We start from the raw sequence: 26,443 nt of genomic DNA, 5'->3' as shown, positions 1-26,443 counted from the left end.
GCGGTATCACGACGCAAGGGGCTTGAATCCCTTGACGGCAGGCCCAAAATCGCCCGAAACCCGCCGCGACGCGATCAGAACCAACAACAGCCGCCACGACGAGGACCCAACCCGCATGTCCCTAGCCCTGATTGCGGCGCTGCCCTTCCTTGGTGCGCTCCTTCCCGGTCTGATGATCCGTGCGGGTCGCAATGCCTGCGCCGTGGCCACCGGGGCAGTTACGGCTCTGGCCCTGATCCTTCTTGCCCTCGAAGCCCCCGCCGTCCTGCGGGGTGAAATTGTCCAGACCCGCATCGACTGGATTCCGGCGCTTGGCCTGAATGTCACCTTCTTCCTTGACGGGCTTGGTCTTCTCTTCGCCGGTCTGATCCTGGGGATCGGCCTCCTCATCATCCTCTACGCCCGCTTCTACCTGGGCCGAAGCGACCCGATGGGGCAGTTCTACACCTATCTCCTCCTGTTCCAGGGCGCGATGGTCGGGATCGTCCTGTCGGACAACATCCTCCTCCTCCTGATTTTCTGGGAGCTGACCTCGCTCTCCTCCTTCCTCCTCATCGGCTACTGGAAGCACCTCCCCGAAGGCCGCCAGGGCGCGCGGATGGCGCTGGCGGTGACTGGAGGCGGGGGCCTCGCAATGATCGCGGGGATGCTGATCCTGGGGAACATCGTCGGCAGCTATGACCTAACCGTGATCCTTGAAAACAAGGACCTGATCCAGGCCTCGCCGTGGTATCTGCCCGCGCTGATCCTGATCCTCTTGGGCGCCTTCACCAAGTCGGCGCAGTTCCCCTTCCACTTCTGGCTGCCACACGCCATGGCCGCCCCCACCCCGGTCTCGGCCTACCTGCACTCGGCCACCATGGTGAAGGCGGGGTTGTTCCTGATGGCGCGGATGTGGCCGGTGCTGGCGGGGACGCCGGAGTGGTTCTGGATCGTCTCTACTGCGGGCCTTGTCACCATGGTCATGGCCGCCAAGATCGCCCTCTTCAAGGATGACCTGAAGGCGCTCCTCGCCTTCTCCACGGTCAGCCACCTGGGCCTCATCACCATGCTCTTGGGCTTCGGCACCAAGGCCGCGGCAACGGTTGCCGTGTTCCACATCATCAACCATGCCACCTTCAAGGCCGCCCTCTTCATGTCCGCCGGGATCGTCGATCACGAGGCGCATACCCGCGACCTGCGCCGTCTGGGGGGCCTCCGCACCCTCATGCCCATCACCTTCGGCATTGTCACCCTCGCCTCTCTCTCCATGGCGGGCATCCCGCCCCTGAACGGGTTCCTCTCGAAGGAGCTGATGCTGGAGGAAGCCGCCCACACCACCTGGCTGACCCCCTGGGCGATGGGCCTTCTGGCCACCATCGGGGCGGCGTTCTCGGTCGCCTATTCCTTCCGCTTCCTCGCCCACGGCTTCCTTGGTCCGGTGCGCAACGACTATCCGCACAAGCCGCATGATCCGGGCTTCGGCCTCTGGGCCGCGCCCGCATTCCTTGCGGCCCTTGTCGTGCTGATCGGCCTTCTGCCGATGACCTCTGCCGCCTGGCTGGTCGATGTCGCAGCGGGGGCCGTCACCGGTACGCCGGTCGCGGTCGAGATCAAGCACTGGCACGGGCTTTACGCGCCTGCTCTCTGGATGTCGCTGGCTGCGGTTGGCGGCGGTCTGATGCTGCTTGGGACCTACCCCCGCCTCCGCGCGATCTGGGATGCCGCCCCGCGCCCCGAGGCCAAGCGCATCTTCGACGGCATCGTCGAGCCGCTGGCCGCGCTGTCGCGCAGCGTGACCGAGGGCCTGCACAATGGCAGCTTCGGCCGGGCGCTGGTTCTTTCGGTCCTGGCCATCGCCGGGGCTGCGCTGTGGGCCTTCCTCGGCGGGACCCACCTGCCGGGAACCCTGCCGACCCTGGCCATCGATCCCGCCATTGCCGCGATCTGGCTGGTGATGATGCTTGCAGCCCTGGTCACCCCCGTCCTCCACCGCAACCGCCTGGTCGCGCTGATCCTGACCGGGGTCGTCGGCCTGTTGATCGCCCCCCTGTTCATGCTGTTCTCGGCGCCCGACCTGGCGCTGACGCAGGTGTCGGTCGAGGTGGTGACGATCCTCCTCATGCTGCTCGCACTGCACTTCCTGCCCAAGGACACGCCTGTCGAAAGCCCCCTGCCCCGCCGCCTGCGCGATGCGGGCATCGCCGGGATCGCGGGCCTTGGCATCGGCGGGCTGGCCTGGGCGATGATGACGCGGGCCCCGGCCTTCGAGCCGATCTCGCATTATCATCTGGCGCAGTCGAAACCCGGCGCGGGCGGGACCAACGCGGTCAACACCATCATCGTCGACTTCCGCGGCTATGACACCTTTGGCGAGATCATCGTCCTCGGCATCGCCGCGCTGGTGATCTTCGCCCTGTCGCTAACGCTCCTGCGCAATACCGAGGTCACCCGCCGCCTGGCGGCCATGCCGAGGTCCCGCGAATCCGGCGACCGCCACCCGATGATGCTGGTCGTCTCGACCCGGCTGCTTCTGCCCATGGCGATGATGGTCGGGGTCTACATCTATCTGCGCGGCCACAACATGCCGGGCGGGGGCTTCGTCGCGGGCCTTGTCTTCGCCATCGCCTACCTGATGCAGTACATGGCCTCGGGCTACGACTGGTCGCACGCCCGCCAGCGCTATGACCACCACGTCCTGATCGGCTGGGGCGTCCTGATCGCCGCGCTGGCCGGGATCGGCCCCTGGGCCTTTGGCCTGCCGTTCCTGACCTCGGGCTACGAATATGTCGACCTCTGGCCGCTCGAGAAGTTCGAGCTCGCCACCGCCGCGATCTTCGACCTTGGCGTGTTCCTTTGCGTCCTCGGTGCCGTGCTCCTGGCCCTCGCCTCGCTATCACGGCTGGCGCTGCGCACCGGAGAGGCCGCCAACACGCGCGCCTATGACATCGAGGAGGGCCGCTGATGGAAGCCCTCGTCGCCATCGCCATCGGCACCCTGACCGCGGTCGGCATCTACCTGATGCTGCGGCTGCGGACCTTCCCGGTGATCCTCGGGCTCACCTTCCTGTCCTATGCCGTCAACCTCTTCATCTTCGTCTCCGGCCGCCTTGCGGTGAACGCCGCGCCCATCATCGGGACGCCCGAGCCCTACGCCGACCCCCTGCCCCAGGCCCTGGTCCTGACCGCCATCGTGATTTCCTTCGGCATGACCGCGGTCATCATGATCATGGCCATCGGCGGCTACCTGACCGCCGGGCACGACCGGATCGACCTCGACGCCAGGGACGAAGGGGACGCCAAATGAGCCACTGGATCATCGCCCCCGTAGCCCTGCCCGCGCTGGTTGCCGCACTGATGGTCATCGGCCTGCGCGGCCAGTTGTCCCTGCAGCGCATCGCCAGCCTCGCCACGATCCTCGCCCTGAACGCCATTGCCGCAGCGCTCCTCTGGTCCGCCACCCTCCACGGCCCCGAGGCCTATTTCCTCGGCGACTGGCCTGCGCCCTTCGGCATCGTCCTCGTCCTCGACCGCCTCTCAGCCCTGATGGTGGCCCTCCTCTCCCTGCTCGCCCTCCTCACCACCCTCTACGCCATAGGCTCCGGCTGGGACCGCAAGGGCGCGCATTTCCACCCGCTTCTGATGTTCCTCCTGATGGGCATCGGCGGGGCCTTCCTGACCGGCGACGCCTTCAACCTCTTCGTCTTCTTCGAGGTCCTGCTCATCGCCTCCTACGGCCTCATGATCCACGGCGGGGGAGAGGCCCGGACCCGCGCGGGCATCCAGTACATCGCCTTCAACCTCGTCGGCTCCTCGCTCTTCCTCTTTGCCCTCGCGCTGATCTACGGCGTCACCGGCACGCTCAACATGGCCGACCTTGCCGCGAAGCTGCCCAGCCTGCCCGAAGGCGACACCGCCCTCCTCCGCACCGCCGCCGTCATGCTGATCCTGGTCTTCGCGATCAAGGGCGCGCTGGTGCCGCTTCAGTTCTGGCTGCCGGGTACCTATGCCAACGCGCCCGGGGTCGTCGCCGCCCTGTTTGCCGTCATGACCAAGATCGGCGCCTATGCGACGCTCCGCGCCGGCACCCTGATCTTCCCGGAAAGCCTGCCCGCGACCGGACCGCTCCTCCATGACCTGTTGCACCCCGCGGCCCTGGTCACCCTGATCCTCGGTGCCGTCGGAGTCCTCGGCGCCTCCACCCTCCCCCGCCTCGCAGCGTTTGCCGGCATCGCCTCGATGGGCACGGCCTTCCTCGCGATCTCGGCCTTCACCCCCGCGACCACCGCCGCCGCGCTCTACTACATCCTGCACTCCACCCTGGCCACGGCGGCCCTGTTCATGGTGGCCGACCTCGTCACCCGCCGCCGCGCCCATGTCCGGCTGACCGCCACCGCCCCCGCCATCGCGCAGTCCGGCCTGATCGCCGCGCTGTTCATGGCCAGCGCCATCGCCGCCGCCGGGATGCCGCCCCTGTCGGGCTTCATCGGCAAGCTTCTGGTCCTCGACGCCTTCCGCGCCCAGGCCCCGCTGGTATGGAGCGTGATCCTCGTCTCCTCCTTCCTGATGATCCTCGGCCTCGCCCGCGCAGGATCGCTGATCTTCTGGAAGACCGATGCGCCGGGGGATGAGGCCGCGCCGCAGCCCACCGAACCGCTGGCCATCGCCGCCACCCTGGCCCTGCTCGCCACCCTCGTCGCGCTGACCGCCTTTGCCGGCCCGATTACCGACTGGCTGGCTGCCACCGCTGAAACCCTGCACGCCCCGCAGGCCTATATCGACGCCAACCGCCTGGGGGTCGCGCCATGAGACGACTTTTCCCCCATCCCTACCTGACGCTGACGCTGATCGTCCTTTGGTTCCTTCTGGTGAACCAGTGGAAGGTCGGCAGCCTGGTCATGGCAATTTTCCTTGGCACGGTCATCCCGCTCCTCACCTCGGCCTGGTGGCCGAACCGCGCCCGGATCAAGCACCCCCTGCTTCTGGCGGCCTACAGTGTGCTTGTCCTCTGGGACGTGATCGTCGCCAACTTCCAGGTCGCGCGCATCGTCCTCTTCATGCCGCGCGACAAGATCCAGTCGAACTGGGTCACCGTGCCCCTCGACCTCACCTCGCCCGAGGCGATCTCGCTTCTCGCCGGGACCATCACCATGACCCCCGGCACGCTGACCGCCGACATGTCGGCCTGCGGTCGGGCGCTTCTGATTCATTCGCTGCACGCCCCCGACCCCGACGCCGTCCGCGACGACATCAAGACGCGCTACGAATCCCGGCTGAAAAGGATTTTCGAATGATCCTGCCCTATGCCCTTGGCTTCTTCGTCGGCTGCATCGCGCTGTCGCTGCTGATGAACCTCTGGCGGCTCTTTACCGCGCCCACAGTGCCCGACCGCATCCTGACGCTGGACACGATGACCGTGAACGCGCTGGCCCTGGTCGTCGCCTACGGCATCTGGGCAGGCACTGGCCTCTACCTGGAAATCGCGATCCTCTTCGCGCTGACCGGCTTTGTCGGCACCGTCGCCTACTGCAAGTACCTCCTTCGGGGGAGCATCATCGAATGACCCTCGCGATAGACCTCTTCCTGTCTGCAGTGCTGTTCGGCGGCGGCGTCTTTGCACTCGTCGGCTCCTACGGCCTTCTGCGCCTGCCCCGCCCGATGCAGCGCCTGCATGCGCCGACCAAGGCCACTACCATCGGTGTCGGCGCGGCGCTGCTCGTCTCGGCCCTTGATCTGTTGGGCCAGGGTCAGATCAGCTGGCAAGAGGCGCTGATCACCCTCTTCCTCCTTCTGACCGCCCCGATCTCGGCGCTGTTCCTGGCCAAGTCCCTGATCCTGCGCGGCGAGGCCGACCCTGACATTCCCGATTCAGGTACCGGCAAACCCTGGGCCACCCTTGCCGAAGAACGCCCTGACCCCTGATTTTTGACCATCCGGTCAGAAATTCGCCCCCTCGCCCCTTGCGCGGGGCCGCCCTCGCATGGCATCGTCGCCCGTATCCGGCACCTTCGGGGAAATCCCATGAACACGCTGTCCCCGGCCCAGGCGGGCCTTCTGCCCCAGGTCACCCATGCCCGGAACCCCGGCATGGCCTTGGACCTCGACTGGGTCGCCTCGGTCCAGGCCAACACCTCCGCCATCGAGCGCCGCGCCGCGACGCTGCCCGGCCGCCGCAGCGTCAAGAAGGAGTACCAGGCCGCCTGGCTGTTGAAGGCGATCTCCCTCATCGACCTGACCACCCTCAGCGGAGACGACACCGAGGGCCGCGTCCAGCGCCTCTGCGCCAAGGCCCGCCAACCCGTCGCCCCCTGGATGCTGGAGAAGCTCGGGATGCCCGGCCTCACGGTGGGCGCCGTCTGCGTTTATCACGAAATGGTCGCCCCCGCTGTCCGCGCGCTGGAAGGGACATCCATCCCTGTCGCCGCCGTCTCCACCGGCTTCCCCGCTGGTCTCTCGCCCTACAAGCTCCGCATTGCCGAGATCGGCGAAAGCGTGAAGGCGGGCGCGAAAGAGATCGACATCGTCATCTCCCGCCGCCATGTCCTGACGCAGAACTGGCAGGCCCTCTATGACGAGATGCGCGACATGCGCGAAGCCTGTGGCGATGCCCATGTGAAGGCGATCCTCGCGACCGGCGAACTCGGCACCCTCCGTACCGTCGCCCGCGCCAGCCTCATCTGCATGATGGCAGGCGCCGATTTCATCAAGACCTCCACCGGGAAAGAGGCCGTCAACGCCACCCTCCCCGTCTCCCTCACCATGATCCGCGCCATCCGCGACTACGAGGCCCGCACCGGCTTCAAGGTCGGCTACAAGCCCGCAGGCGGCATCGCCAAGGCCAAGGACGCGCTGGTCTACCTCAGCCTCATGAAGGACGAACTCGGCCACCCCTGGCTGCAACCCGACCTCTTCCGCTTCGGCGCCTCGTCCCTCTTGGGAGACATCGAACGCCAGCTCGAACACCACCTCACCGGCCACTACTCCGCCGCCAACCGCCACGCGATGGGCTGACGGATGGCAGACGACTCCGAAGACGAGGAATGGGATGAGGCGTCAAAGTTTGTTGCCCAAGGCAACGACAAGGCTTGGCTGAAGGCGATCGCCGGCGACGCAGAAGGCGCATTGGCGGATTTGGATGCGGTGCGTGACGAAGGCGTCCGGATGGCAGAAGCTGACCCCGACCTGCAGAACGAAATTGAGTGCCGCCGATTGGAGAGTCGGCTGATGGTTGCCGAATTCGCCCGGGACCACGAACTGCTTTGGCAGGCCATGCGGGAAATCGGCGACTCCAATCGGTTCTCGGCAGAACGCCTGCATGAAAACATGACCCTCGCGTCATCTCTAGTCCGCGACGCGCTACGGAGGCTCAAACCATGACCATCAAGGAAATCTTCGACAGCATGGCCTACGGCCCCGCCCCCGAGTCCGCGACCGAAGCCCTCGCCTGGATCGCCAAGCACAACGGCACCTTCGGCCACTTCATCGACGGCCAATTCACCGCGCCGGCTGACACCTTCACCACCCACAACCCCGCCAGCGGCAAACCCCTCGCGAAAGTCACCCAGGGCACCCCCGACGACATCGCCCGCGCCGTCGCAGCCGCCCGCCGGGCGCAACCGAAATGGGCCGCCCTCCCCGCCTTCAAGCGCGCGCAATTCCTCTACGCCCTCGCCCGCCTCGTCCAGAAACACTCCCGCCTCTTCGCCACACTCGAAACCCTCGACAACGGCAAGCCGATCCGCGAGTCCCGCGACATCGACATCCCGCTCGTCGCCCGCCACTTCTCCTACCACGCCGGCCTCGCCCAACTGCTGCCGAGTGAACACCCCGACCTCCAGCCCCTCGGCGTCTGCGGCGCCGTCATCCCCTGGAACTTCCCCCTCCTCATGCTCGCCTGGAAGGTCGCCCCCGCGCTGGCCGCCGGGAACACCATCGTCCTCAAACCCGCCGAATACACCCCCCTCACCGCCCTCCTCTTCGCCGAAATCTCCCGCGAGGCAGGCCTCCCGAAAGGAGTCCTCAACATCGTCACCGGCGACGGCACCACCGGCGCGGCCCTCGTCGACGCGCCCGTCGACAAGATCGCCTTCACCGGCTCCACCTCCGTCGGCAAGCGCATCCGCGAGGCCACCGCGGGCACCGGCAAAGCCCTCACCCTGGAGCTCGGCGGCAAATCCCCCTACATCGTCTTCGACGACGCCGACCTCGACAGCGCCATCGAAGGCCTCGTCGACGCGATCTGGTTCAACCAGGGCCAGGTCTGCTGCGCCGGCTCCCGCCTCCTTGTCCAGGAAGGCGTCGCCCCCCGCTTCTACGACAAGCTCAAGCGCCGGATGGACGGCCTCCGCGTCGGCGACCCGCTCGACAAGGCCATCGACATCGGCGCCATCGTCGACCCCATCCAGCTGAAAACCATCACCGACCTCGTCGCCGCCAACCCCGAGGGCCAACACTACCAGGCCCCCTGCCCCCTCCCGGCCGCAGGCTCCTTCTACCCCCCCACCCTCATCACCGGCCTCGGCACCGCCTCCCCGCTGATGCAAGAGGAAATCTTCGGCCCCGTCCTCGTCGCCATGACCTTCCGCACGCCCGAGGAAGCCGTCGCCCTCGCCAACAACACCCGCTACGGCCTCGCCGCCACCGTCTGGACCGAGAACATCAACCTCGCCCTCGACGTGGCCCCGAAGCTCAAAGCCGGGGTCGTCTGGATCAACGCCACCAACCTCTTCGACGCTGCCGCTGGCTTCGGGGGCGTTCGCGAATCCGGCTTCGGCCGCGAAGGCGGGTGGGAGGGCCTGATGGCCTACCTCAAACCCACCGCCAAACCCGCGGCGCTGAAACCCGCGCAACCCATCCCCGCGCCGCAAGAGCCCCAAGTCGACGCCCTCGACCGCACCGCCAAGCTGTACATCGGCGGCAAACAGGCCCGCCCCGACTCCGGCTACTCGCAACCCGTCTACGGCCCGAAAGGCAAACTCCTCGGCCATGTCGGCATCGGCAACCGCAAGGACATAAGGAACGCGGTAGAGGCCGCCCACGCCGCCAAAGGCTGGGCAAAAACAACGGCCTACAACCGCGCCCAGGTCCTCTACTTCATCGCCGAGAACCTCTCCGCCCGGGCCACCGAGTTCGCCAACCGCATCCAGGACCTCACCGGCAAGCCCGGCCAGGCCGAGGTCGACGCGAGCATCCAGCGCCTCTTCACCTACGCCGCCTGGGCCGACAAATACGACGGCCACGCCAAATCCGTCCCGATCCGCGGCATCGCGCTTGCGATGAACGAACCCACCGGCGTCATCGGCGCCCTCCTCCCCGACGAATGCCCCCTCCTCGGCCTCGTCTCCGTCATGGCCCCGGCCATCGCGATGGGCAACACCACGGTCCTCGTCCCCGGAACCGCGCCGCTCTCCGCCACCGACTTCTACCAGGTCCTCGACACCTCCGACGTGCCGCCCGGGGTCGTCAACATCGTCACCGGCCTCGCCCCCGACCTGGCGAAAGCGCTCTCCGGCCACATGGACGTCGACGCGGTGTGGAGCTTCTCCTCCCACCCCCTCTCCGCCCTCATCGAGCGCGAGGCCGCAGGCAACCTCAAACGCACCTGGGTCAACCACGGCCGCGCGCGGACCTGGATGGGCCCCGAGGGCGAAGGCCGGACGTTCCTGTCCCAGGCGACCGAGGTCAAGACGGTCTGGGTGCCGTATGGGGAGTAGAGCCGCCATCGCCCCCATCGTAGGGTGCGCTACAGCGCACCGTCCGACGGTGCGCTGTAGCGCACCCTACAAATGAAATCTGCTTCTGACCAAGAATCGTAGCGCATGAATCGCACATTGGAAGAAGCGATCATCTCAATTGAGCTTTCGATCCGTCCTCCATTCTTAGGGTTTATGCAGTCTTCCACAGAGGCGCTTTCCGAACGACTGAATCTGACGATCTATTTCAGTCGATTTGGCGGCGCAAAGCGATACACAATTGACAAGGTGAACGGGCGCAAATCCAGTTTGGCTTGGGGTGACACGCTCTTGTCGATCTGGTTGCCCAAGCCTGACGCGGCGTTCCGAGCAATGCTCCAACCAACCGCCGGAAGACAGCAATACGGCAGATATCGATGGCAATGGACCCGTGATTCTTCGACATTGATCGCAATGGACGACATGGAATTTCATTTTAGGCCGGATGAAGCTCGCTCATTGGAGAAAGCCTTGTTTCGTGAGAATCTAGTGTAAGGTGCGCTGTAGCGCACCCTACGCTGCCGCACCGACATCGCGATGCCACGACGAATAGGGCCAGTCCTGAACTTCCTGGACGAGCCCATGCTTCACCGGATTGGCCCAGCAATACTGTACGCAGGCCGAAAAATCCTGCTCTCCCCTCACATGGTGCTCCCAGAACCGACGCTGCCAGATGCCCTTCTCCCGCCGCAGGACATGGCTCGACCGCAACCGCCCCTCCGGCAGCGCCTTGGAGAAGGTCGCCTTGATCTGCCCCATCCTTGCGCCGTAGTCCGCATCTCCCTCCGGCAAGGTCCAGACGCAATGCATGTGATCCGGCAGCACGACCCAGGCATCGATTTGGAATGGCCGACTAAGCCGCGTCACGCGAACCGCATGGCGCAGGGCTTCAATTTCCCGCACGAGCAAATCAGACCCTCGTTCAGCAAGGGTGACCGTCAGATAAACCGAAGCTCCGGGGATCTTTGGACGAAGATAATTGGACATGCCCGAAAGCTACCGACCAAACCTTAACACCCAGTAACCAACATTTCGCACATCGTAGGGTGCGCTACAGCGCACCGCCCCGGCCAGTCAAACGCGATTCGCCCGCCAAGGTTAACGCCCCACCACCCAGACGCGCGTATGCATGGAATGCATACGCGATGTATACGGGGTGTAGCCCCCGACGCAGCCCGAAATCCCCCGGATTAACCCAGCGTTCCCAACCCCTTGACCCGGAGTCTCTTGCGGCCCTCAGGCCCGCCCCGCCGCCGCGCTCAGGGTCAAAGGATCGATCCCCATCCCCCGCAGCGCCGCCGACCACTTGCCCCCGTCATCCGGCGCGAAGACCAGCCCCTCGGGGGCCTCACAGGTCAGCCAGTCGTTCCGCGCGATCTCGGCCTCCAGCTGACCCGGCCCCCAGCCGGAATAACCCAAGGCCAGCAAGGCCTTACCCGGCCCCCCGCCCGAAGCCAAAGCCTCCAGGATGTTGATCGTCGCGGTCATCTCCAGGCCCCCCGGCACCTGCATCGTGCCCTCGCCCAAAGGCCGCCAGTCGGCGGAATGCAGCACGAACCCCCGCCCCCGCTCCACCGGCCCGCCGAAATGCACGCGGATGTCGCGACCCTCAGGCGCCACGGGGATCTTCAGATGCTCCAGAAGCCCGGAAAAGCTCAAATCTTCCAAGGGCTTGTTGACGATCAACCCCATCGCCCCCTCGGCCGAGTGGGCGCACAAAAGCACCACGCTCCGCTCGAACCGCGGGTCCGCCATGCCCGGCATGGCGATCAGGATCTGTCCAGCTAGGTCCATGTCCCAAACATGGCCCCCAAAACCCCGTCGGGCAAGACCCGTTACCCCAAGATCACGCTCACGCCATGTCGCTGCAACGTGATTTCCTTTGGCCCTGCAAGATCTTATCTTGCCCGCATGATCTACCGCGCCCTCTGCCTCTGCTCCCTTGCCGCCCCCGCCCTTGCCACCACGCAGGATGAGGTGCTGCAGGCGCAGCTAAGGCCCGGATGGCAAATGGAAAACGGTGCGCACATGGCGGCGGTCGAACTGCAGCTCGCCCCCGGCTGGAAGACCTATTGGCGCAGTCCGGGCGATGCCGGGATCCCACCAAGTTTTGACTGGTCGCGGTCGGAAAACGTGAAGTCCGTCCGTATCCACTGGCCCGCGCCCGCGGTATTCCTGGCGAACGGCATGCAGACCATCGGCTATCATGACCAGCTTGTCCTGCCGGTCGAGGTCCTCCCCATCGACCTGGCCAAACCGGTCCGTCTGGATGTCCGGATGGAGTTGGGCGTCTGCGACGAGATCTGCCTGCCTGCCTTGGTCGAGCTTGGCACCGACCTCGCACCCCCCGGCGCGCCCGATGCCAGCATCAAGGCCGCGCTCGCCCAGCGCGCAGCCACCGCGCAAGAGGCCGGGGTCACCGGCGTCTCTTGTCAGGTCGACCCGATCAAGGACGGGTTGCGCCTGACCGCTCGGCTGGGTTTGCCCGACCCAGGGATGCCAGAGGTTGTGGCCTTCGAGACCGCCGACCGCGAGGTCTGGGTCGCCGAAGCGATCACCGAGCGGCAGGGTGGAGAGCTGGTGTCGATGACCGAGCTTGTTCCCCCCAGCGGCGCACCCTTTGCGCTGGACCGGTCCAAGGTCACGATGACGATCCTTGCGGCAACCGGGGCGGTCGAGATCCGGGGTTGCCCCGCGCCGTGATGGCCGGTTGTGGGGCTGGTCACCGGGCCGTAGTCTCGCCGCATGGGAATCGCCACTGACATCGCAAACGACTGGGAGGCCGCCTTGGCCGCCCTGGTCTGGCAGGTCGAGGCCGGGGCGGACGAGCCGGTCGGTGATACGGCGATCAATCGCTATGACCTGGGGGCCGAGGCCCCGAAGCCCGCAGCGGCAAAGCCGTCCCCCGCAGCCAGCGAGCCATCCCGTGCCGATGTCGATCCCGTCGCGGTGGCAACGGAGGCCGCCGGTCAGGCAGGTTCGCTGGAGGCCCTGCGCGAGGCGATCGTCGCTTTCGACCTGTGTGACCTGAAGAAGGGCGCGCGGAACACGGTCTTTGCCGATGGCAACCCCAAGGCGCGCGTCCTGATCCTGGGCGAGGCCCCGGGCGCGGACGAGGACCGCGAGGGCCGGCCCTTCGTCGGCCGCGCCGGGCAACTGCTGGACAAGATGTTCGCCGCCATCGGCCTGTCGCGCACCTCACCCGATGCGCAATCGGCGCTTTACATCACCAATGTCCTGCCCTGGCGGCCGCCCGGCAACCGCGACCCGGAACCTGCCGAAATCGCGATGATGCTGCCCTTCGTGAAACGCCACATCGCGCTGGTCGATCCGCAGGTGATCGTCGTCGTCGGCAACACGCCCTTGTTCGCGCTGACCGGGTCCAAGGGCATCCTGCGGGCGCGCGGAAACTGGTCCCAGGCCCTTGGCAAACCGCTGCTGCCGATGACGCATCCGGCCTATCTTCTGCGCACCCCCAGCGCCAAGCGCGAGGCCTGGGCGGACCTTTTGTCCCTGCAGGCAAGGCTGCGCTGATGCTGCCCGTCGAGCCGCTGATCCTCCTTGCCTTTGTCCCCGCGGGACTTGCGCTGAACCTCACGCCGGGGGCGGACATGATGTTCTGCCTGGGCCAGGGGTTGAAGTCCGGGCGGCGGGCGGCGATGGCGGCGAATTTCGGGATTGCGGTCGGGGGCATGGTCCACACTCTGTTGGCCGCGCTTGGCCTTGGCGCGCTGGTCGCGGCCCATCCGGCGGCGTTCGAGGCGATCCGCTGGCTGGGCGTCGGCTATCTGTTGTGGCTGGCCGTCGGCGCGCTTCGGTCCTCGCCCTTCGCGGCAGAGGCACAGGTGACGCCGACCTCCACCGCACGGGCCTTCTGGCAGGGACTGATGGTCAACCTCCTGAATCCCAAGGTGATCCTGTTCATCCTGGCCTTCCTGCCGCAGTTCGTGGACCCATCCCGCGCGATCCTGCCGCAGTTCCTGACGCTGGGACTGGTCTTTGCGCTGGGCGGTCTGGTGGTGAACGGAGCCGTGGGGATATTCGCCGGGTCCATCGGCCAGCGGGTCGCCCGGTCGGCTGGACTGGCGAAATGGCTGTCCCGGATCAGCGCCACCATCTTCGGCGCGCTGGCCTTGCGGCTGGCACTGATGCCTAGGAGTTGACCCATTTCCCGTATTGACGAGACACTGCCCTTCCACCCGGTCCGCATCGCCGTCCTGACCGTGTCTGACACCCGGACGCCCGAGACGGACAAGTCCGGCGACACGCTGGTCGCCCGGCTGGCCGAGGCCGGGCATGTGCTGGCCGACCGGGGGATCGTCCCCGACGACCGCCCGGCCATCGTCGCCCGGCTGCGCCAGTGGATCGCCGACCCGCTGGTCGACGTGATCCTGACCACCGGCGGCACCGGCCTCACGGGGCGCGATGTCACCGTGGAGGCCCACCGCGAGGTCTACGAGAAGGAGATCGAGGCTTTCGGGACCGTCTTCACCATCGTCAGCATGCAGAAGATCGGCGCCAGCGCCGTGCAAAGCCGTGCCACCGGCGGGGTGGCTGGGGGGACCTACCTCTTCGCCCTCCCCGGCTCGCCTGGCGCCTGCCGCGATGCCTGGGACGAGATCCTGAAACCCCAGCTCGACAGCCGCCACCGGCCCTGCAACTTCGTCGAGATCATGCCGCGCCTGGAAGAGCATCTTAAGCGGAAGTAAAACCTTCTGGGCGCCTCCTCGTGCGCCTTCGGCTTCTCGTCGGAAGACCAGCGAGGAGTGACGAAGTCATCGACGAGCCTTTCCCTTGCCGCGCCCCGCGCCCTTTGCGATAGAGGGGGAGACCGGACATCAGACCCTAGAGGGGGACGACCATGGCCTTCCGCGCCCGCCATCTTCTGGGGATCGAGCAGCTTTCGCCGCTGGAGATCACCACAGTCCTCGACCTTGCAGACCGCTATGTCGACCTGAACCGCCGCACAGTGAAGCAGTCCGACGTGCTTGCCGGGATGACGCAGATCAACCTCTTCTTCGAGAACTCGACCCGCACGCAGTCGTCCTTCGAACTGGCCGGCAAGCGGCTGGGCGCCGATGTGATGAACATGTCGGTGGCGAATTCATCCGTGAAGAAGGGCGAGACGCTGATCGACACCGCGATGACGCTGAACGCGATGCACCCGGACCTCTTGGTTGTGAGGCACGGGGCCTCGGGCGCGGTAAACCTTCTGGCGCAGAAAGTGGATTGCGCCGTCCTGAACGCGGGCGACGGGCGGCATGAACATCCCACCCAGGCCCTTCTCGACGCGCTGACCATCCGCCGCGCCAAGGGCCGCATCCAGCGGCTGACCATCGCCATCTGCGGGGACATTGCGCACAGCCGCGTGGCCCGCAGCAACCTGATCCTCTTGGGGAAAATGGAAAACCGCCTCCGCCTGATCGCCCCGCCGACCCTGATGCCCTCGGGCGTCGAGGACTTCGGCTGCGAACTCTTCGACGACATGCGCGAGGGGCTGAAGGGCGCGGACGTGGTGATGATGCTGCGGCTGCAGAAGGAACGGATGGACGGCGGGTTCATCCCTTCGGAACGCGAATACTACCACCGCTACGGCTTGGACGCCGAGAAGCTGTCCTTTGCGTCCCCGGAGGCCATCGTCATGCACCCCGGCCCGATGAACCGGGGGGTAGAGATCGACGGCGATCTGGCCGACGACATCAACCGGTCGGTGATCCAGGACCAGGTGGAGATGGGGGTGGCGGTGCGAATGGCCTGCATGGATCTTCTCGCCCGCAACCTGCGGGCCGAGCGGGGACGGAAGATCGTGGGGATGATGGCGTGAGGTCGACGTGACCAAGGCGGACACTCCTGTTTACTGGGAATGCACGTCAAAGGAGCACCCGCCCGCCATGCTGACTGAATTGCTTAGGGATGATGAAATTCTGCTTTGGGCTGTTCGTTTAAGCAGCGCAATGACGGTTGGTCGACACTTGCTCGAAGCGATACTTGCGTTGAGTGCGGCAATACTCTTTGCCCTGGTTGCACCTTGGACAATGAGCCTTACTGACTATTGCGGCCCCAAACCATCTGGCAGGTGCACGGTCCTGGCTTACATCTTGTGGCCGGCAGTTGCCTTCCTTGCGGGCACCTCGCTATGGCGCTTCTCGTACATATGGCGAGCCACCCATCGACCGTGGATGATTACGTATGGTCTGACAGACAGACGCGCCTTGTTCGTTGATGAACGGAGCTCCAAGACTTGTACGTCCGTCTATCTCAGGCTCCACGCTCCAAAGCTCATACGCGGAAGAAGCCTTTCCTTCGAAGGCGAGGCCTTGGCCTTTGATGGCTTGCCTCCAGACGCGGCGACCCGTGCGTTCCATTGGGCGACGACCGGCCGCACAAACGGGTCTCCAGCATGACCAAAGGCGCTCCACCCCTCCCCCTCCGCCCCGGTGAAACCGTCCTCTGGGAGGGCTCCCCCGTCCCCGGTCTGCACCAGCGCGGGAAGGCGATCTTCCTGATGGTCTTCGGCTCCCCCTTCCTGATCGTCGGTGTCTCGCTGTTCTTCCACGGCCTCTGGCAGCTGACCCGCGCCCCGACCTTCGCCGACGCAGGCATTGGGCTTTTCGTCGCCGCCTTCAGCCTGCCCTTCGCCGGGATCGGGGCCTTCCTCGTCTTCGGCCCGCTGGTCGAGGCGAGGACCGCCCACCGCGACATCCGCTATGCCCTGACCAACCGCGCCGCCTATGTCGTCCGGCAGGGGCGGTTCTCCAGCCTCAAGGTCTACCCGATCCTGCCCTCGACACCCCTGGAACTCGAACCCGGGCCCCGCGCCTCGACTGTCTGGCTGCATTCGCGGCTGGAACGCGACTCGGACGGCGATATTGGCACCACGAAAGCGGGGTTCGAGAACATCGCCGAGGCCGAGAAGGTGTTCCTGCTGATCCGCGACCTGCAGGACAAGGCCGGATGAAGCCGCCCACCCCGCGCGACCGCGAGGTCCGGGTCACCGACGCGAACGAGGCGGGGAGCTGGGAGGGTATCCTGAACGCGGGCGAAGAGATCGAATGGCAGGGCACCCCGGTGCAGGGGGTTTTCTGGGAGCTTGGCCGCCGCAAGACGCTCATGGCCATCGCAGCGGCGGCGGGCTTGCTTGGCTTCATCGTCCTCACCCATGGACGGTCGCCAGAGCTCGGCAACACGGCCCTCGTCTTCCTGGCCTGGGGCGTCATCTGGGCGGTGGTCCACCACGCCAGGTCCTTCTGGAACCGCCGCCGCACTTTCTACACCCTGACCAACCAGCGCGCCTTCATTGCGACCTGGCATTTCGGGGTGCAGACCTTGCGCGCCTATCCCATCGCCACGATGCGCCCCCTGCGGCTGGTCGATTCCGGCCCGGGACACATCTGGTTCGATCAGGACAGGGTGGTTCTCAGCGACGGCACCGGGGGACGGAAGGAGGCGATCGTCGACGTCGGCTTCCAGCATCTTGCCAACCCGCGCGAGGTGCACGACCTTCTGGTGCGACATGGCGCCGTGCCTGGCTGACCGCTCAAAGGAGCTGCGATGACCCCCGACCCCGATCGCAAGCCCACCAAGGCCGAGATGCGCCAGGGCGGCATGGTGGCGACCGCCGTCCTGGTCTTCATCGCCGTCTTCACCATCGTCATCGTCTGGATCGCCTGATGGCCCGGATCGAACCCGACCCGATCCTGGGCACCACCACTCCCTTGCAGGAAGGCGAGACCGTCCTGGCCGAGTTCCGCGCCGACAAGGCAGCGTACTGGCGCGGGCATCTGGTCATGGCCGTGGTGCTGGGTGCGGCGGCGGGGGTGTTCCTCATGTGGCAGGGCAACCCCTACCCGGTTGCGGGACCGATGGGCGCGGTGCTCGCCATCGGGGCGCGGGCGGCCTATCTGGCCTCCGAGGCGCTGGCCGAGACCTGGCGGCTGACCGACCGCCGCATTCTCGGGCCCGGGGGACGCGCAATCCCGCTGGCGCAAGTGCAGTCGGCGAAACCCTTCCTGGGCGCGGTCCAGGTCACCACGACGACAGGGGACCGCCACCTCATCAAGTACCAGGTCGACCCTGCCGCCACTGCCAACCGGATTACTGCGCGCCGATGACGCTGACCATTCCCGCACATGACCGGCTTGGCGTCCGGGTCTTCGCCGCAAAGCTGACCCCCGACGACCTGCAGCGCGACAAGGCCCGGCTTGTGGCCGACCTTCTGGGCGATCCCGACCTCGATCCCGCTTTCGTCGAGATCTTCGACGTGGCCGACCTCTCGGGCGTCGGACTTTCCGGCTATCTGATCGAAGGGTTGGGGGTGCCCGAGGCCGCACTTGCCCACGACCGCGCCCGGCTGGATGCGCTGAAAGGTCCGGTCCTGATCCTTTTGTCGAAGGCGCCGCATGGGCGCGAGGTGACGCTGACCCCCGATCCCCGCCTGACCCTGGTCGGGACCTTTGCCGAGGACCGCCCCCCGGTCCATTTCGAACCCCTGCCCACGACCGCCGCGCAGGGCACGCTTGCGCCCGAGCTTCCCCCTGACCGCACCCCGCAGCGGCCGGGTTCGGCCTTCCTCCTCCTCGGGGTCGCACTGGTCCTGACCGGGGCCACGGCGCTGTGGCTTGCGCTTTGGTAACAGTGGACAAGCCGCCCGCGCCGTCGCATATCGGGCCAGCCCTTCGGACGGACCGGACATGACCACGCTGCACTTCACCAACGCCCGCCTGATCGACCCCGAGGGGGGCACGGATGCCCTGGGCAGTCTGACGGTGAAGGACGGGCTGATCCTGGCCCGAGACGAGAAGGCGCCGAAGGGTGCGACAGTGGTGGACTGCGGGGCCAAGTGCCTTGCTCCGGGCATCGTCGACCTTGGGGTGAAGATCGGTGAACCCGGGGAGCGGCACCGCGAAAGCTTTGGCTCGGCCGGGGCGGCGGCGGCGGCGGGCGGGGTCACCACGATCATCGCCCGGCCCGACACCCACCCGGCCATCGACACGCCCGAGACGCTGGAGTTCGTCACCCGCCGCGCCGCCGAAGCGCCAGTCCGCATCCGCCACATGGCTGCCCTGACCAAGGGCCGCGAGGGGCGCGAGATGACCGAGATCGGCTTCCTGCGCGATGCGGGCGCCATTGCCTTCTCGGACGTGTTCCGCGTCTCGACCGACGCCAAGGCGATCACCCGGGCGATGACTTATGCGAAGTCACTGGGCGCGCTGGTCGTGGGCCATCCGCAGGACCCCGGGCTGTCCTCGGGCGCCTCGGCCACCTCCGGCAAGTTCGCCAGCCTGCGCGGTATCCCGGCAGTCTCGCCGATGGCGGAACGGATGGGCCTGGAACGCGACCTTGCCCTGGTCGAGATGACGGGCGTCCGCTACCACGCCGACCAGATCACCACGGCGAAGTCGCTGCCCGCGCTGGCCCGCGCCAAGGCCGCAGGGCTGGATGTGACGGCAGGGACTTCGATCCACCACCTGACGCTGAACGAATTCGACGTGGGCGACTACCGGACCTTCTTCAAGGTCACCCCGCCCTTGCGGTCCGAGCAGGACCGGCTGGCCGTGGTCGCAGCCGTGGCCGACGGGACCATCGACGTGATCTCGTCCTTCCACACCCCGGCGGATGAGGAATCGAAGCGCCTGCCCTTCGAGGAGGCTGCGGCCGGGGCCGTCGCGCTGGAGACGTTCCTGCCCGCGGCGATGCGGCTCTATCATGCCGGGCATCTGGACCTGCCCGCCCTCTTCCGCGCGATGGCGCTGAACCCGGCGAACCGCCTTGGCCTGCCGCAGGGCCGCCTGACCCTAGGCGCGCCTGCCGACCTGGTCCTCTTCGACCCCGACGCGCCCTTCCTGATGGACCGCTTCCGCTTGCGGTCAAAATCCAAGAACACCCCGTTTGACGGGGCGCGGATGGAAGGTAAGGTGCTGGGAACCTGGGTCGGCGGGACCCGTGTCTTTGCGGCGGAAGAAAGCCATGCCTGAATTCGTGACCTCGCAGGGGATGCTGATCTTGGTGGCCATACTGGGCTACCTCCTGGGGTCGATCCCGTTCGGGGTGGTGGTCACTCGGGCGATGGGGTTGGGGGACCTGCGGGCCATCGGGTCGGGGAACATCGGTGCGACGAACGTGCTCCGGACCGGGAACAAGGGGGCGGCGCTGGCCACCCTGCTGCTCGACGGCGGCAAGGGGGCGGTGGCTGTCCTTCTCGCCCGCTGGCTGGTCGGAGAGGACGCGGCGCAGGTCGCGGGGCTGGCGGCGTTCCTGGGGCACCTGTTCCCGGTCTGGCTGCGCTTCAAGGGCGGCAAGGGGGTGGCGACCTTCATCGGGGTCATGCTGGCGCTGAACTGGCTGGTGGGGGCCGCAGTCTGCGTGACCTGGCTGCTGGGGGCGGTGGTCACCCGGACCTCGTCGATCGCAGCACTGATCGCGGCGGCGGCCTCGGGGCTGTTCGTGCTGGGCCTGACCGATGGGAGCCTGCTCCTCCTGACCCTGGTCCTGACGGTGCTGGTCTATGCCCGGCACTGGGGGAACCTGCAGCGGATCAAGGCGGGGACGGAACCCAAGATCGGGGCGAAGAAGGCCTGACTGTCCACGGTGGACATTTCTGGATTTCGTATTGAAATCAAAAACATGTCTGTGGACGGTAACCGTCTGGCAACCAGGATTTCGCGCGCTTAGCCGCCCTTCGCCGCTCGCTCTACCAGCCGCAACACGACACGCGTCGAGAGCGCCATATCCTGCACAGAGATCCACTCGCGGGGCCCGTGCAGTTCTTGCATGCCCGTAAAGACGTTCGGACAGGGCACGCCCATTTCCGTCAGGCGCGAGCCATCGGTGCCGCCGCGGATCGGGACGGACACCGGCTCGATCCCCAGGTCGCGGCAGGCGCCTTGCGCCAGTTCGACGGGCGACATGTCCTTTTCCAGCCAGTAGCGCATGTTGCGGTATTGGGGGCGGATCTCGCAGGTGATCTTCGCGCGCGGCTCCGTCGCGACGACTGCCTCACACACCTGCCGCAACAATGCGCCCTTGGCGGCGAGGCCGTCCAGTTCGAAGTCCCGCAGGATGAAGCGCAGCTCACACTCCGCCGCCGTGCCGCGCATTTCGTAGACCATGATGAACCCTTCACGGCCGCTCGTCGTCTCGGGCGTCATTCGGGCCTGAGGCAGGGTCGAGATGATCTTGGCGCCAAGGTGCAGCGCATTGACCAGCTTGTCCTTGGCGGTGCCGGGGTGTACCGAAACGCCCTCGATCTTCACCACAGCCCCGTCGGCGGAAAAGCTTTCATACTCGATCTCGCCCGCAGCACCACCGTCGAGCGTGTAGGCGAAGTCGGCCTTCAGGTCCTTGGCCAGACGCGGATCGACGCCGCGCCCGATTTCCTCGTCGGGCGTGAAGGCAATGCGGATCGCCCCGTGCGGGATGTCGGGATTGGCGATCAGGTGCCGGGCGGCGGTCATGATGACGGCGACGCCGGACTTGTCGTCGGCGCCCAGCAGCGTGGTGCCCGAGGCGGTGACGATGTCATGGCCAAGGCGCGTGCCGAGATAAGGAGAGACCTCGGGCGACAGCTCCAAGTCCGGCGCGTCGGGAAAGCGGATCGGGCCGCCGTTGTATCCCCGGATCACGCGCGGCTTGACGCCGGTGGCGTTGAAGGCAGGGGCGGTGTCGACATGGGCGAGAAAGCCGATGGTCGGACCTTCTGCCGTGGCCGGGACGGTGGCAAGGACAGTGCCGTAGTCAGTAAGAGTCACGTCCTGCGCGCCGATAGATTTCAGCTCTTCGACCAGCAGGTTCAGCATCCCGAACTGGACCTGCGTGCTGGGCTGGCTCTTGCTGTCCTCGTCGCTCTGGCTGTCGATGGCGCAATAGCGGATCAGGCGGTCTTCCAGCTCGGCGTCGAAATCGGTGCGCATGGTGGCTCCTTACAAGGAAGCGGCCTGGTAGAGCGGCGTGAGGTCCCTGCCCCAGTCACCGTTGTAGAGGTCGAGCCACTTGTCCGCCTGCACCCGGCCGGTCTTAAGGCTTTCGACCAGCGGCAGAAGCTGGACCTCTTCGCCGAGGCCCCTTGCGACGAGGCCCGCATGCGACAGGCCCACGGCGGCACGGGCGAGGTCGAGAAGCTTGACGCCACGCGCTTCGCCCTGCAGGGCCGAGACGGAGGCCGCAACGCGCAGGCCTTCGCGGGTCTCAGTGTCGAGGCCCTTCACGAGGTCCCAGGCCGCATCAAGCGCGGTCTGGTCGTACATGAGGCCGACCCAGAAGGCCGGAAGGGCCGCGATATGGGCCTGGTCGCCGCAATCGGCCCCGCGCATCTCGATGAACTTCTTCGCGCGCGCCTCGGGGAAGACGGTGGTCATGTGGTCGGCCCAGTCCGACAGCGTGGGCTTCTCTCCCGGCAGCGCGGGGAGCTTTCCGGCAAGGAAATCGCGGAAGGATTGGCCGAGGGCATTGATGTACTTTCCGTCGCGGTAGACGAAGTACATCGGCACGTCGAGGACCCAGTCGACATACCTTTGGAAGCCCATCCCGTCCTCGAAGGCGAAGGGGAGCATGCCTGTCCGGCTGTCATCAAGCCCGCGCCAGATACGGCTGCGCCAAGAGCGGTGGGCGTTGGGCTTGCCTTCGAAGAAGGGCGATGAGGCGAAGAGGGCGGTGGCGACGGGTTGCAGGGCAAGCGCCACGCGGAGCTTCTTCACGAAGTCGGCTTCCGAGGCGTAGTCGAGGTTCACCTGCACGGTGCAGGTCCGGTACATCATCTGCGTGCCGTGCGTCCCGACGCGGCCCATGTAGTCGGTCATCAGCCGGTAGCGGCCCTTGGGCATCACCGGCATCTGTTGGTGCGTCCATTCGGGTGCGGCGCCGATCCCCATGAAGCGGACCCCCATCGGGTCGGCGATCTGGCGGACTTCGTCGAGGTGGTTTTGCAGTTCCGCGCCGACCTCCAGCGTCGAGGCGAGAGGGGCGCCGGACAGTTCGAACTGGCCGCCGGGTTCGAGGCTGATGTTGGCCCCGTTCCGGGTGAGGCCGATGGTGTTCTCGCCCTCCTTGACCGGGGTCCAGCCGAAGCGGGCCTCAAGCTGGGCGAAGATGGCCGAGATGGAGCGGGGGCCTGCATAGGGAAGGGGCTGGCGGGTGTCGGTCAGCCAGCCGAACTTCTCATGCTCGGCCCCGATGCGCCACTGGTCCTTGGGTTTGCAGCCGGCCTCCATATAGGTGGCGAGTTGGTCGAAGCTTTCGATGAGGCCGCCGCCGGACTGAGGGATGGACATGGGGGACGGGCTCCGGGTCTTCTGGCTGCTTGGGCTTGGCCCCGCAGGGGAGCCGGATGGCAAGAGGTGTCGCGGGCGGCTCACCAAGTCAAGGGGGGTCACGGGGCCGCGCGCCGTCTGTCCACGGTGGACGGTTCTGCGGGGCGTGGAAATTCAAGGGCTTGGCGGGGCGGACTAAACTTCTGTTATGAAATGAACAGAATTCCTGTCGGATTTGCGGGTTGGTCAGCGGACCACGACGCCCGCTCCCTTGCGCGCCCAGATCAGCCGGTCGACTTCGTTCAGCGCGATGACGCGGGTGTCGGATGCGGGCGCGTCGGTGCCGAGCGCCGCGACAAGGGCGGCCATATCGATGCCGGGCAGCGTGGCGAAGGCGTCGAACAGCGCCTCGGCCCCGTCGGATTCCACGGGGATGTGGAGAAGCTGGCCGTCTCCCTGCTTCAGCTTCCAGATGCGGCGGCCACGCAGGGTAAGAAGGCGGATTTCGGCCAGGTCGGGGAGACCGACAAAGCCGCCGACCCGGGGGCCGTAGTAGGCGATCTGCGCCTCGGTCACGCGAACGATGCCCGGTGCCTCGCCGTCCTGCTGGAAGCGGAGGCGGCGGAAGGCGGTCAGCGCCCAAGCCCCGCCGAGGGTGGTGAGGGCAAGGCCAAGGGGCGTGAGGAAATAGCCGCCGCGCGTGGCGGTCCAGAGGCCGAGGGCGGTGAGGGCGGCCCCGGCGATGACTTCGCGCCAGCGGTGGAGGGTTTCGAGGAGTTCGGGGCGGATGAAGCTCACGGCGTGACCGGATCACGGAAGAGGACAAGGGCGAAGTCTGACGCAGGCTGGAAGCCGATGGCAAGGTAGGCGCGGGCAGCCGCGTCGGAGGCGGCGAACAGAACGGCGCGCCGGGTGCCTTTGGCGCGCGCTTCGGCCAGGTGGAGCGCGACGGCGCGGCGGGCGTGGCCACGGTTGCGGAGGGCGGGCGGGGTGTAGACGCCGCCGACCTGGACGATTTCGGGAAGCGTCGCGTTGAAGCCGGTGAGAGCCACGGGTTCGCCGTCGTGGATCAAGAGGCGGTGGCTGTCGCGGGCGAGGTAGCTGGCAAGGTCGGCCTCGGCCTTGGCGCGGGCCTCGGGGCCGGTGACGCCCGTGACTTCGCCGATGTAAGTTTCGCGCCATTCAGTGACGCGCGGCAGGTCCGCCGGGGACAACGGGCGGAGGGTCGCGGCGGGGAGGTCGGGGAGGATCAGGGCGTCGAGAGGGAGGGCGAAGCCAGGCTCGTCCCGGTCCATTGTTGTGGGCAGGTGGTCAAGAGCGAGCGCTGCCAGCAGGGGCCGGATCGAGGCGGCGGGGCCGATGGCGCCGGTGACGGTGAGGCCGTGGAGAAGGGGGCGGAGGGGCGCGAGATCGGGTGTGCCGTGGAGGAGCGCCATCAGCATCCCCTCTTGCGTCAGAGCAATGAGGCTGTGGCCGTCGACAATCCAGTATCGCGATGCGTGGGGGTGGTCGGCGGCGAAGCCGCCCTGCCCCAGCCCATGTGCGCGGAGGTTTGTCAGGGGAAACATCGCCTGGTCGATGCGGGCGGTCAGGATCGCCTCCAGCGCTGCGCGGTCGTCGGGTCCGGCCTCGACGATCATGGCCCTGTCTCCGGAGGTCGCGCGGGATGGCAAGGGGGAGCCCCCCACCCCCTCCCTCCCCCACGGTGGGGGGAGGGAGGCGCTTTGGCGGTGGAGGCGGCGCTACGGATTAGCGCTCGGGTGGGTGGACGGCTGTTGGGCGTCATCGCCAGTCCCCGCAGGCCGCCTGCCAGAGCGTCAGGGCCGCAACGGCGGCGGTGTCGGCGCGGAGGATTCTGGGGCCGAGGCTCAGGGGGGTGACGTTTGTCCGGGCGCGGAGTTTCTGGGCCTCGTCGGCGGAGAAGCCGCCCTCGGGGCCGATCAGGATGGCGGCGGGGCCGGTCGTCGGTGTCAGGCTGGCGGGCTGGCCGATGGCGGTCTCGTCGCACCAGTAAAGGCGGCGGTCCTCGGGCCATTGGCGAAGGAGGCGGTCGAGGGGCGTGAGGTCCGTTACTTCAGGCACGTAGGTGGCGCCGCATTGTTCGGCGGCCTCCACGGCGTGGGCCTGCAGGCGGTCCTGCCGGATGCGTTCGGAATTGGTGTGGCGGGTCTGGACCGGGAGGATGCGGGCGGCACCGAGTTCCACGGCCTTTTCGACGATGAAATCGGTACGGGCCTTCTTGATCGGCGCGAAGAGGAGCCAGAGGTCGGGGGGCATGTGCAGGGGTTTCGTCTGCACGTCGCAAACCGCGATGGCGTTGCGTTTCCCGGCCTGGGCGAGCGTTGCGCGCCACTCGCCGTCGCGGCCGTTGAAGAGGAGGATTGCCGCCCCCTCGCCCAGCCGCATGACGCCTGTCAGGTAGTGCGCCTGATCCTGCGACAGGGCCACGGCTTGCCCCGCCCCAAGCGGCTGATCTACATAGAGCCTGATCTTCGCATCCATGAGCCGGAACCTATGTCCCAAGCGCCCGAAATGCCAGAGGCTGCCCCCGCGGGTCAGGTTGCGGACGCACCCCGCGCGAACTGGGTGGATGTCTACGCCCCGGCGGCCACGCGGCCCTATCTGCGGTTAAGCCGCGCGGACCGGCCTATCGGGACCTGGCTGCTGCTGGTGCCCTGCCTCTGGGCGATTGCGCTGGCGGGTGGGGTGAGCGGTTTCCGGGCCTGGGACCTGTGGCTCGCGGTCTCCTGTGGCGTGGGGGCCTTCCTGATGCGTGGCGCGGGCTGCACCTGGAATGACATCACGGATCGGGACATCGACGCGCAGGTGGCCCGCACGCGCTCGCGGCCCTTGCCCTCCGGTCAGGTGACGGTGAAGGCGGCACTGGTCTGGATGGTGGTGCAGGCCTTGCTCGCGGCCTGTATCCTCTTCACCTACAACTGGCTGGCGGTGGCCTTGGGGGTCGCAAGCCTGGCGCTGGTCTGCATATACCCCTTCGCCAAGCGCTTTACCTGGTGGCCGCAGGTGTTCCTGGGGCTGGCGTTCAACTGGGGCGCGCTTCTGGCCTGGGCCGCGCATGCCGGGACGGTGCCGGCGGCGGCAGTGGTGCTGTACGCGGCGGGGATTGCCTGGACGCTGTACTATGACACGATCTATGCGCATCAGGACCGCGAGGACGATGCGCTGATCGGGGTCATGTCCACGGCGCGGCTGTTCGGGGACAACAGCCGTCAGTGGCTCTGGGGTTTCTTCGCGGCGACGCTGATCCTGTTCGCCGCCGCCGTGGTCCTGGCCCATGCCGATGCGCAGCGGCCCCTGGCCTTTGTCGTGGCGCTGGCCGGGGTCTGGGCGATGGGGCTGCACCTTGGCTGGCAAATGCGGCAACTGGACCTGGACGACCCGGCATCCTGCCTGAAGGTGTTCCGCGCCAACCGCGATGCCGGGCTGATCCCCGTGCCGTTTCTTGCCATAGCTGCATGGCTTGGTTGAA

29 protein-coding genes are annotated in these 26,443 nt (G+C 67.0%); 22 read left to right on the top strand and 7 right to left on the bottom strand.

From position 1 onward, the window contains the following. Positions 1-115: 115 nt before the first annotated feature. From AC2EAL_RS09770 to AC2EAL_RS09725, 10 genes are all read left to right on the top strand, one after another. Positions 116-2,944, top strand: coding sequence for a monovalent cation/H+ antiporter subunit A (locus tag AC2EAL_RS09770; protein WP_484724023.1), 2,829 nt, complete (start codon positions 116-118; stop codon positions 2,942-2,944). After that, on the top strand, positions 2,944-3,285 hold the full coding sequence (locus AC2EAL_RS09765) for a Na+/H+ antiporter subunit C (RefSeq protein ID WP_484724022.1): 342 nt from the start codon (positions 2,944-2,946) through the stop codon (positions 3,283-3,285). The genes AC2EAL_RS09770 and AC2EAL_RS09765 overlap by 1 nt, the downstream gene beginning before the upstream one ends. Next, positions 3,282-4,787, top strand: a complete 1,506-nt coding sequence (locus tag AC2EAL_RS09760) for a monovalent cation/H+ antiporter subunit D (RefSeq protein ID WP_484724021.1) — start codon at positions 3,282-3,284, stop codon at positions 4,785-4,787. The genes AC2EAL_RS09765 and AC2EAL_RS09760 overlap by 4 nt, the downstream gene beginning before the upstream one ends. Further along, complete coding sequence (locus tag AC2EAL_RS09755) at positions 4,784-5,272, top strand: Na+/H+ antiporter subunit E (protein ID WP_484724020.1); 489 nt, start codon at positions 4,784-4,786, stop codon at positions 5,270-5,272. The genes AC2EAL_RS09760 and AC2EAL_RS09755 overlap by 4 nt, the downstream gene beginning before the upstream one ends. Next, positions 5,269-5,541: a K+/H+ antiporter subunit F gene (locus tag AC2EAL_RS09750; protein WP_484724019.1), complete on the top strand. Its 273-nt coding sequence runs from the start codon at positions 5,269-5,271 to the stop codon at positions 5,539-5,541. The genes AC2EAL_RS09755 and AC2EAL_RS09750 overlap by 4 nt, the downstream gene beginning before the upstream one ends. Further along, entirely contained in the window at positions 5,538-5,900 is a 363-nt protein-coding gene (locus AC2EAL_RS09745; RefSeq protein ID WP_484724018.1) for a cation:proton antiporter, read from the top strand. Before AC2EAL_RS09750 ends, AC2EAL_RS09745 begins: the two co-directional genes overlap by 4 nt. 99 nt (positions 5,901-5,999) lie before the next feature. Continuing rightward, positions 6,000-6,989: a deoxyribose-phosphate aldolase gene (deoC, locus tag AC2EAL_RS09740; RefSeq protein WP_484724017.1), complete on the top strand. Its 990-nt coding sequence runs from the start codon at positions 6,000-6,002 to the stop codon at positions 6,987-6,989. A gap of 3 nt (positions 6,990-6,992) precedes the next feature. Beyond that, complete coding sequence (locus AC2EAL_RS09735) at positions 6,993-7,355, top strand: hypothetical protein (protein ID WP_484724016.1); 363 nt, start codon at positions 6,993-6,995, stop codon at positions 7,353-7,355. Further along, entirely contained in the window at positions 7,352-9,691 is a 2,340-nt protein-coding gene (locus AC2EAL_RS09730; protein WP_484724015.1) for an aldehyde dehydrogenase family protein, read from the top strand. The genes AC2EAL_RS09735 and AC2EAL_RS09730 overlap by 4 nt, the downstream gene beginning before the upstream one ends. Positions 9,692-9,796: 105 nt before the next feature. Next, positions 9,797-10,204, top strand: coding sequence for a hypothetical protein (locus AC2EAL_RS09725; protein WP_484724014.1), 408 nt, complete (start codon positions 9,797-9,799; stop codon positions 10,202-10,204). Positions 10,205-10,222: 18 nt separating this feature from the next. On the opposite strand, the gene AC2EAL_RS09720 is transcribed toward AC2EAL_RS09725, so the two are convergent. Together AC2EAL_RS09720 and AC2EAL_RS09715 are read right to left on the bottom strand one after the other, a co-directional pair. After that, positions 10,223-10,696 (bottom strand): REP-associated tyrosine transposase, encoded by a 474-nt coding sequence (locus AC2EAL_RS09720; RefSeq protein ID WP_484724013.1) that lies wholly within the window; start codon positions 10,694-10,696, stop codon positions 10,223-10,225. 249 nt (positions 10,697-10,945) lie between these two features. After that, complete coding sequence (locus tag AC2EAL_RS09715; RefSeq protein ID WP_484724012.1) at positions 10,946-11,503, bottom strand: YqgE/AlgH family protein; 558 nt, start codon at positions 11,501-11,503, stop codon at positions 10,946-10,948. A 117-nt stretch (positions 11,504-11,620) separates the two neighbouring features. Here AC2EAL_RS09715 and AC2EAL_RS09710 point away from each other — a divergent pair, with 117 nt between their 5' ends. The 11 genes from AC2EAL_RS09710 to plsY all read left to right on the top strand — a co-directional run bounded on the left by AC2EAL_RS09710 (position 11,621) and on the right by plsY (position 20,287). After that, positions 11,621-12,412 (top strand): protein-disulfide reductase DsbD domain-containing protein, encoded by a 792-nt coding sequence (locus tag AC2EAL_RS09710; RefSeq protein WP_484724011.1) that lies wholly within the window; start codon positions 11,621-11,623, stop codon positions 12,410-12,412. A gap of 42 nt (positions 12,413-12,454) precedes the next feature. Further along, positions 12,455-13,243, top strand: coding sequence for a uracil-DNA glycosylase (locus AC2EAL_RS09705; protein WP_484724010.1), 789 nt, complete (start codon positions 12,455-12,457; stop codon positions 13,241-13,243). Further along, complete coding sequence (locus tag AC2EAL_RS09700; protein WP_484724009.1) at positions 13,243-13,872, top strand: LysE family translocator; 630 nt, start codon at positions 13,243-13,245, stop codon at positions 13,870-13,872. The genes AC2EAL_RS09705 and AC2EAL_RS09700 overlap by 1 nt, the downstream gene beginning before the upstream one ends. Positions 13,873-13,875: 3 nt before the next feature. Next, positions 13,876-14,418 (top strand): molybdenum cofactor biosynthesis protein B, encoded by a 543-nt coding sequence (gene moaB, locus AC2EAL_RS09695; RefSeq protein WP_484724467.1) that lies wholly within the window; start codon positions 13,876-13,878, stop codon positions 14,416-14,418. Positions 14,419-14,570: 152 nt separating this feature from the next. Then, positions 14,571-15,533 (top strand): aspartate carbamoyltransferase catalytic subunit, encoded by a 963-nt coding sequence (locus AC2EAL_RS09690; RefSeq protein WP_484724008.1) that lies wholly within the window; start codon positions 14,571-14,573, stop codon positions 15,531-15,533. A 576-nt stretch (positions 15,534-16,109) separates the two neighbouring features. Next, complete coding sequence (locus AC2EAL_RS09685; RefSeq protein ID WP_484724007.1) at positions 16,110-16,667, top strand: hypothetical protein; 558 nt, start codon at positions 16,110-16,112, stop codon at positions 16,665-16,667. After that, positions 16,664-17,242: a hypothetical protein gene (locus tag AC2EAL_RS09680; protein WP_484724006.1), complete on the top strand. Its 579-nt coding sequence runs from the start codon at positions 16,664-16,666 to the stop codon at positions 17,240-17,242. Before AC2EAL_RS09685 ends, AC2EAL_RS09680 begins: the two co-directional genes overlap by 4 nt. 137 nt (positions 17,243-17,379) lie before the next feature. Then, on the top strand, positions 17,380-17,820 hold the full coding sequence (locus AC2EAL_RS09675) for a hypothetical protein (RefSeq protein WP_484724005.1): 441 nt from the start codon (positions 17,380-17,382) through the stop codon (positions 17,818-17,820). Beyond that, positions 17,817-18,341: a hypothetical protein gene (locus AC2EAL_RS09670; protein WP_484724004.1), complete on the top strand. Its 525-nt coding sequence runs from the start codon at positions 17,817-17,819 to the stop codon at positions 18,339-18,341. Before AC2EAL_RS09675 ends, AC2EAL_RS09670 begins: the two co-directional genes overlap by 4 nt. A gap of 58 nt (positions 18,342-18,399) precedes the next feature. Then, positions 18,400-19,683, top strand: a complete 1,284-nt coding sequence (pyrC, locus tag AC2EAL_RS09665; RefSeq protein WP_484724003.1) for a dihydroorotase — start codon at positions 18,400-18,402, stop codon at positions 19,681-19,683. Then, positions 19,676-20,287 (top strand): glycerol-3-phosphate 1-O-acyltransferase PlsY, encoded by a 612-nt coding sequence (gene plsY, locus AC2EAL_RS09660; protein WP_484724002.1) that lies wholly within the window; start codon positions 19,676-19,678, stop codon positions 20,285-20,287. The genes pyrC and plsY overlap by 8 nt, the downstream gene beginning before the upstream one ends. Before the next feature lie 89 nt (positions 20,288-20,376). On the opposite strand, the gene pepT is transcribed toward plsY, so the two are convergent. The 5 genes from pepT to AC2EAL_RS09635 all read right to left on the bottom strand — a co-directional run bounded on the left by pepT (position 20,377) and on the right by AC2EAL_RS09635 (position 25,455). Next, a complete protein-coding gene (gene pepT, locus AC2EAL_RS09655; RefSeq protein ID WP_484724001.1) occupies positions 20,377-21,618 on the bottom strand; it encodes a peptidase T in 1,242 nt (413 codons plus the stop codon). Between the two features lie 9 nt (positions 21,619-21,627). Continuing rightward, the gene (locus tag AC2EAL_RS09650; protein WP_484724000.1) at positions 21,628-22,974 is read right to left on the bottom strand and encodes a glutamate--cysteine ligase; all 1,347 of its coding nucleotides are present in this window, start codon (positions 22,972-22,974) and stop codon (positions 21,628-21,630) included. Positions 22,975-23,199: 225 nt separating this feature from the next. Continuing rightward, on the bottom strand, positions 23,200-23,751 hold the full coding sequence (locus AC2EAL_RS09645; protein WP_484723999.1) for a hypothetical protein: 552 nt from the start codon (positions 23,749-23,751) through the stop codon (positions 23,200-23,202). Beyond that, positions 23,748-24,593, bottom strand: coding sequence for a GNAT family N-acetyltransferase (locus tag AC2EAL_RS09640; protein WP_484723998.1), 846 nt, complete (start codon positions 24,591-24,593; stop codon positions 23,748-23,750). Before AC2EAL_RS09640 ends, AC2EAL_RS09645 begins: the two co-directional genes overlap by 4 nt. A 142-nt stretch (positions 24,594-24,735) precedes the next feature. Beyond that, entirely contained in the window at positions 24,736-25,455 is a 720-nt protein-coding gene (locus AC2EAL_RS09635) for a 16S rRNA (uracil(1498)-N(3))-methyltransferase (RefSeq protein WP_484723997.1), read from the bottom strand. Between the two features lie 12 nt (positions 25,456-25,467). On the opposite strand from AC2EAL_RS09635, the gene ubiA reads away from it, so the two are divergent. Further along, the gene (gene ubiA, locus AC2EAL_RS09630) at positions 25,468-26,442 is read left to right on the top strand and encodes a 4-hydroxybenzoate octaprenyltransferase (protein WP_484723996.1); all 975 of its coding nucleotides are present in this window, start codon (positions 25,468-25,470) and stop codon (positions 26,440-26,442) included. Position 26,443: the final 1 nt, after the last annotated feature.

The sequence above is a fragment of the Tabrizicola sp. T74 genome (assembly GCF_057219935.1).
This window is presented reverse-complemented; position numbering and strand designations above follow the sequence as displayed.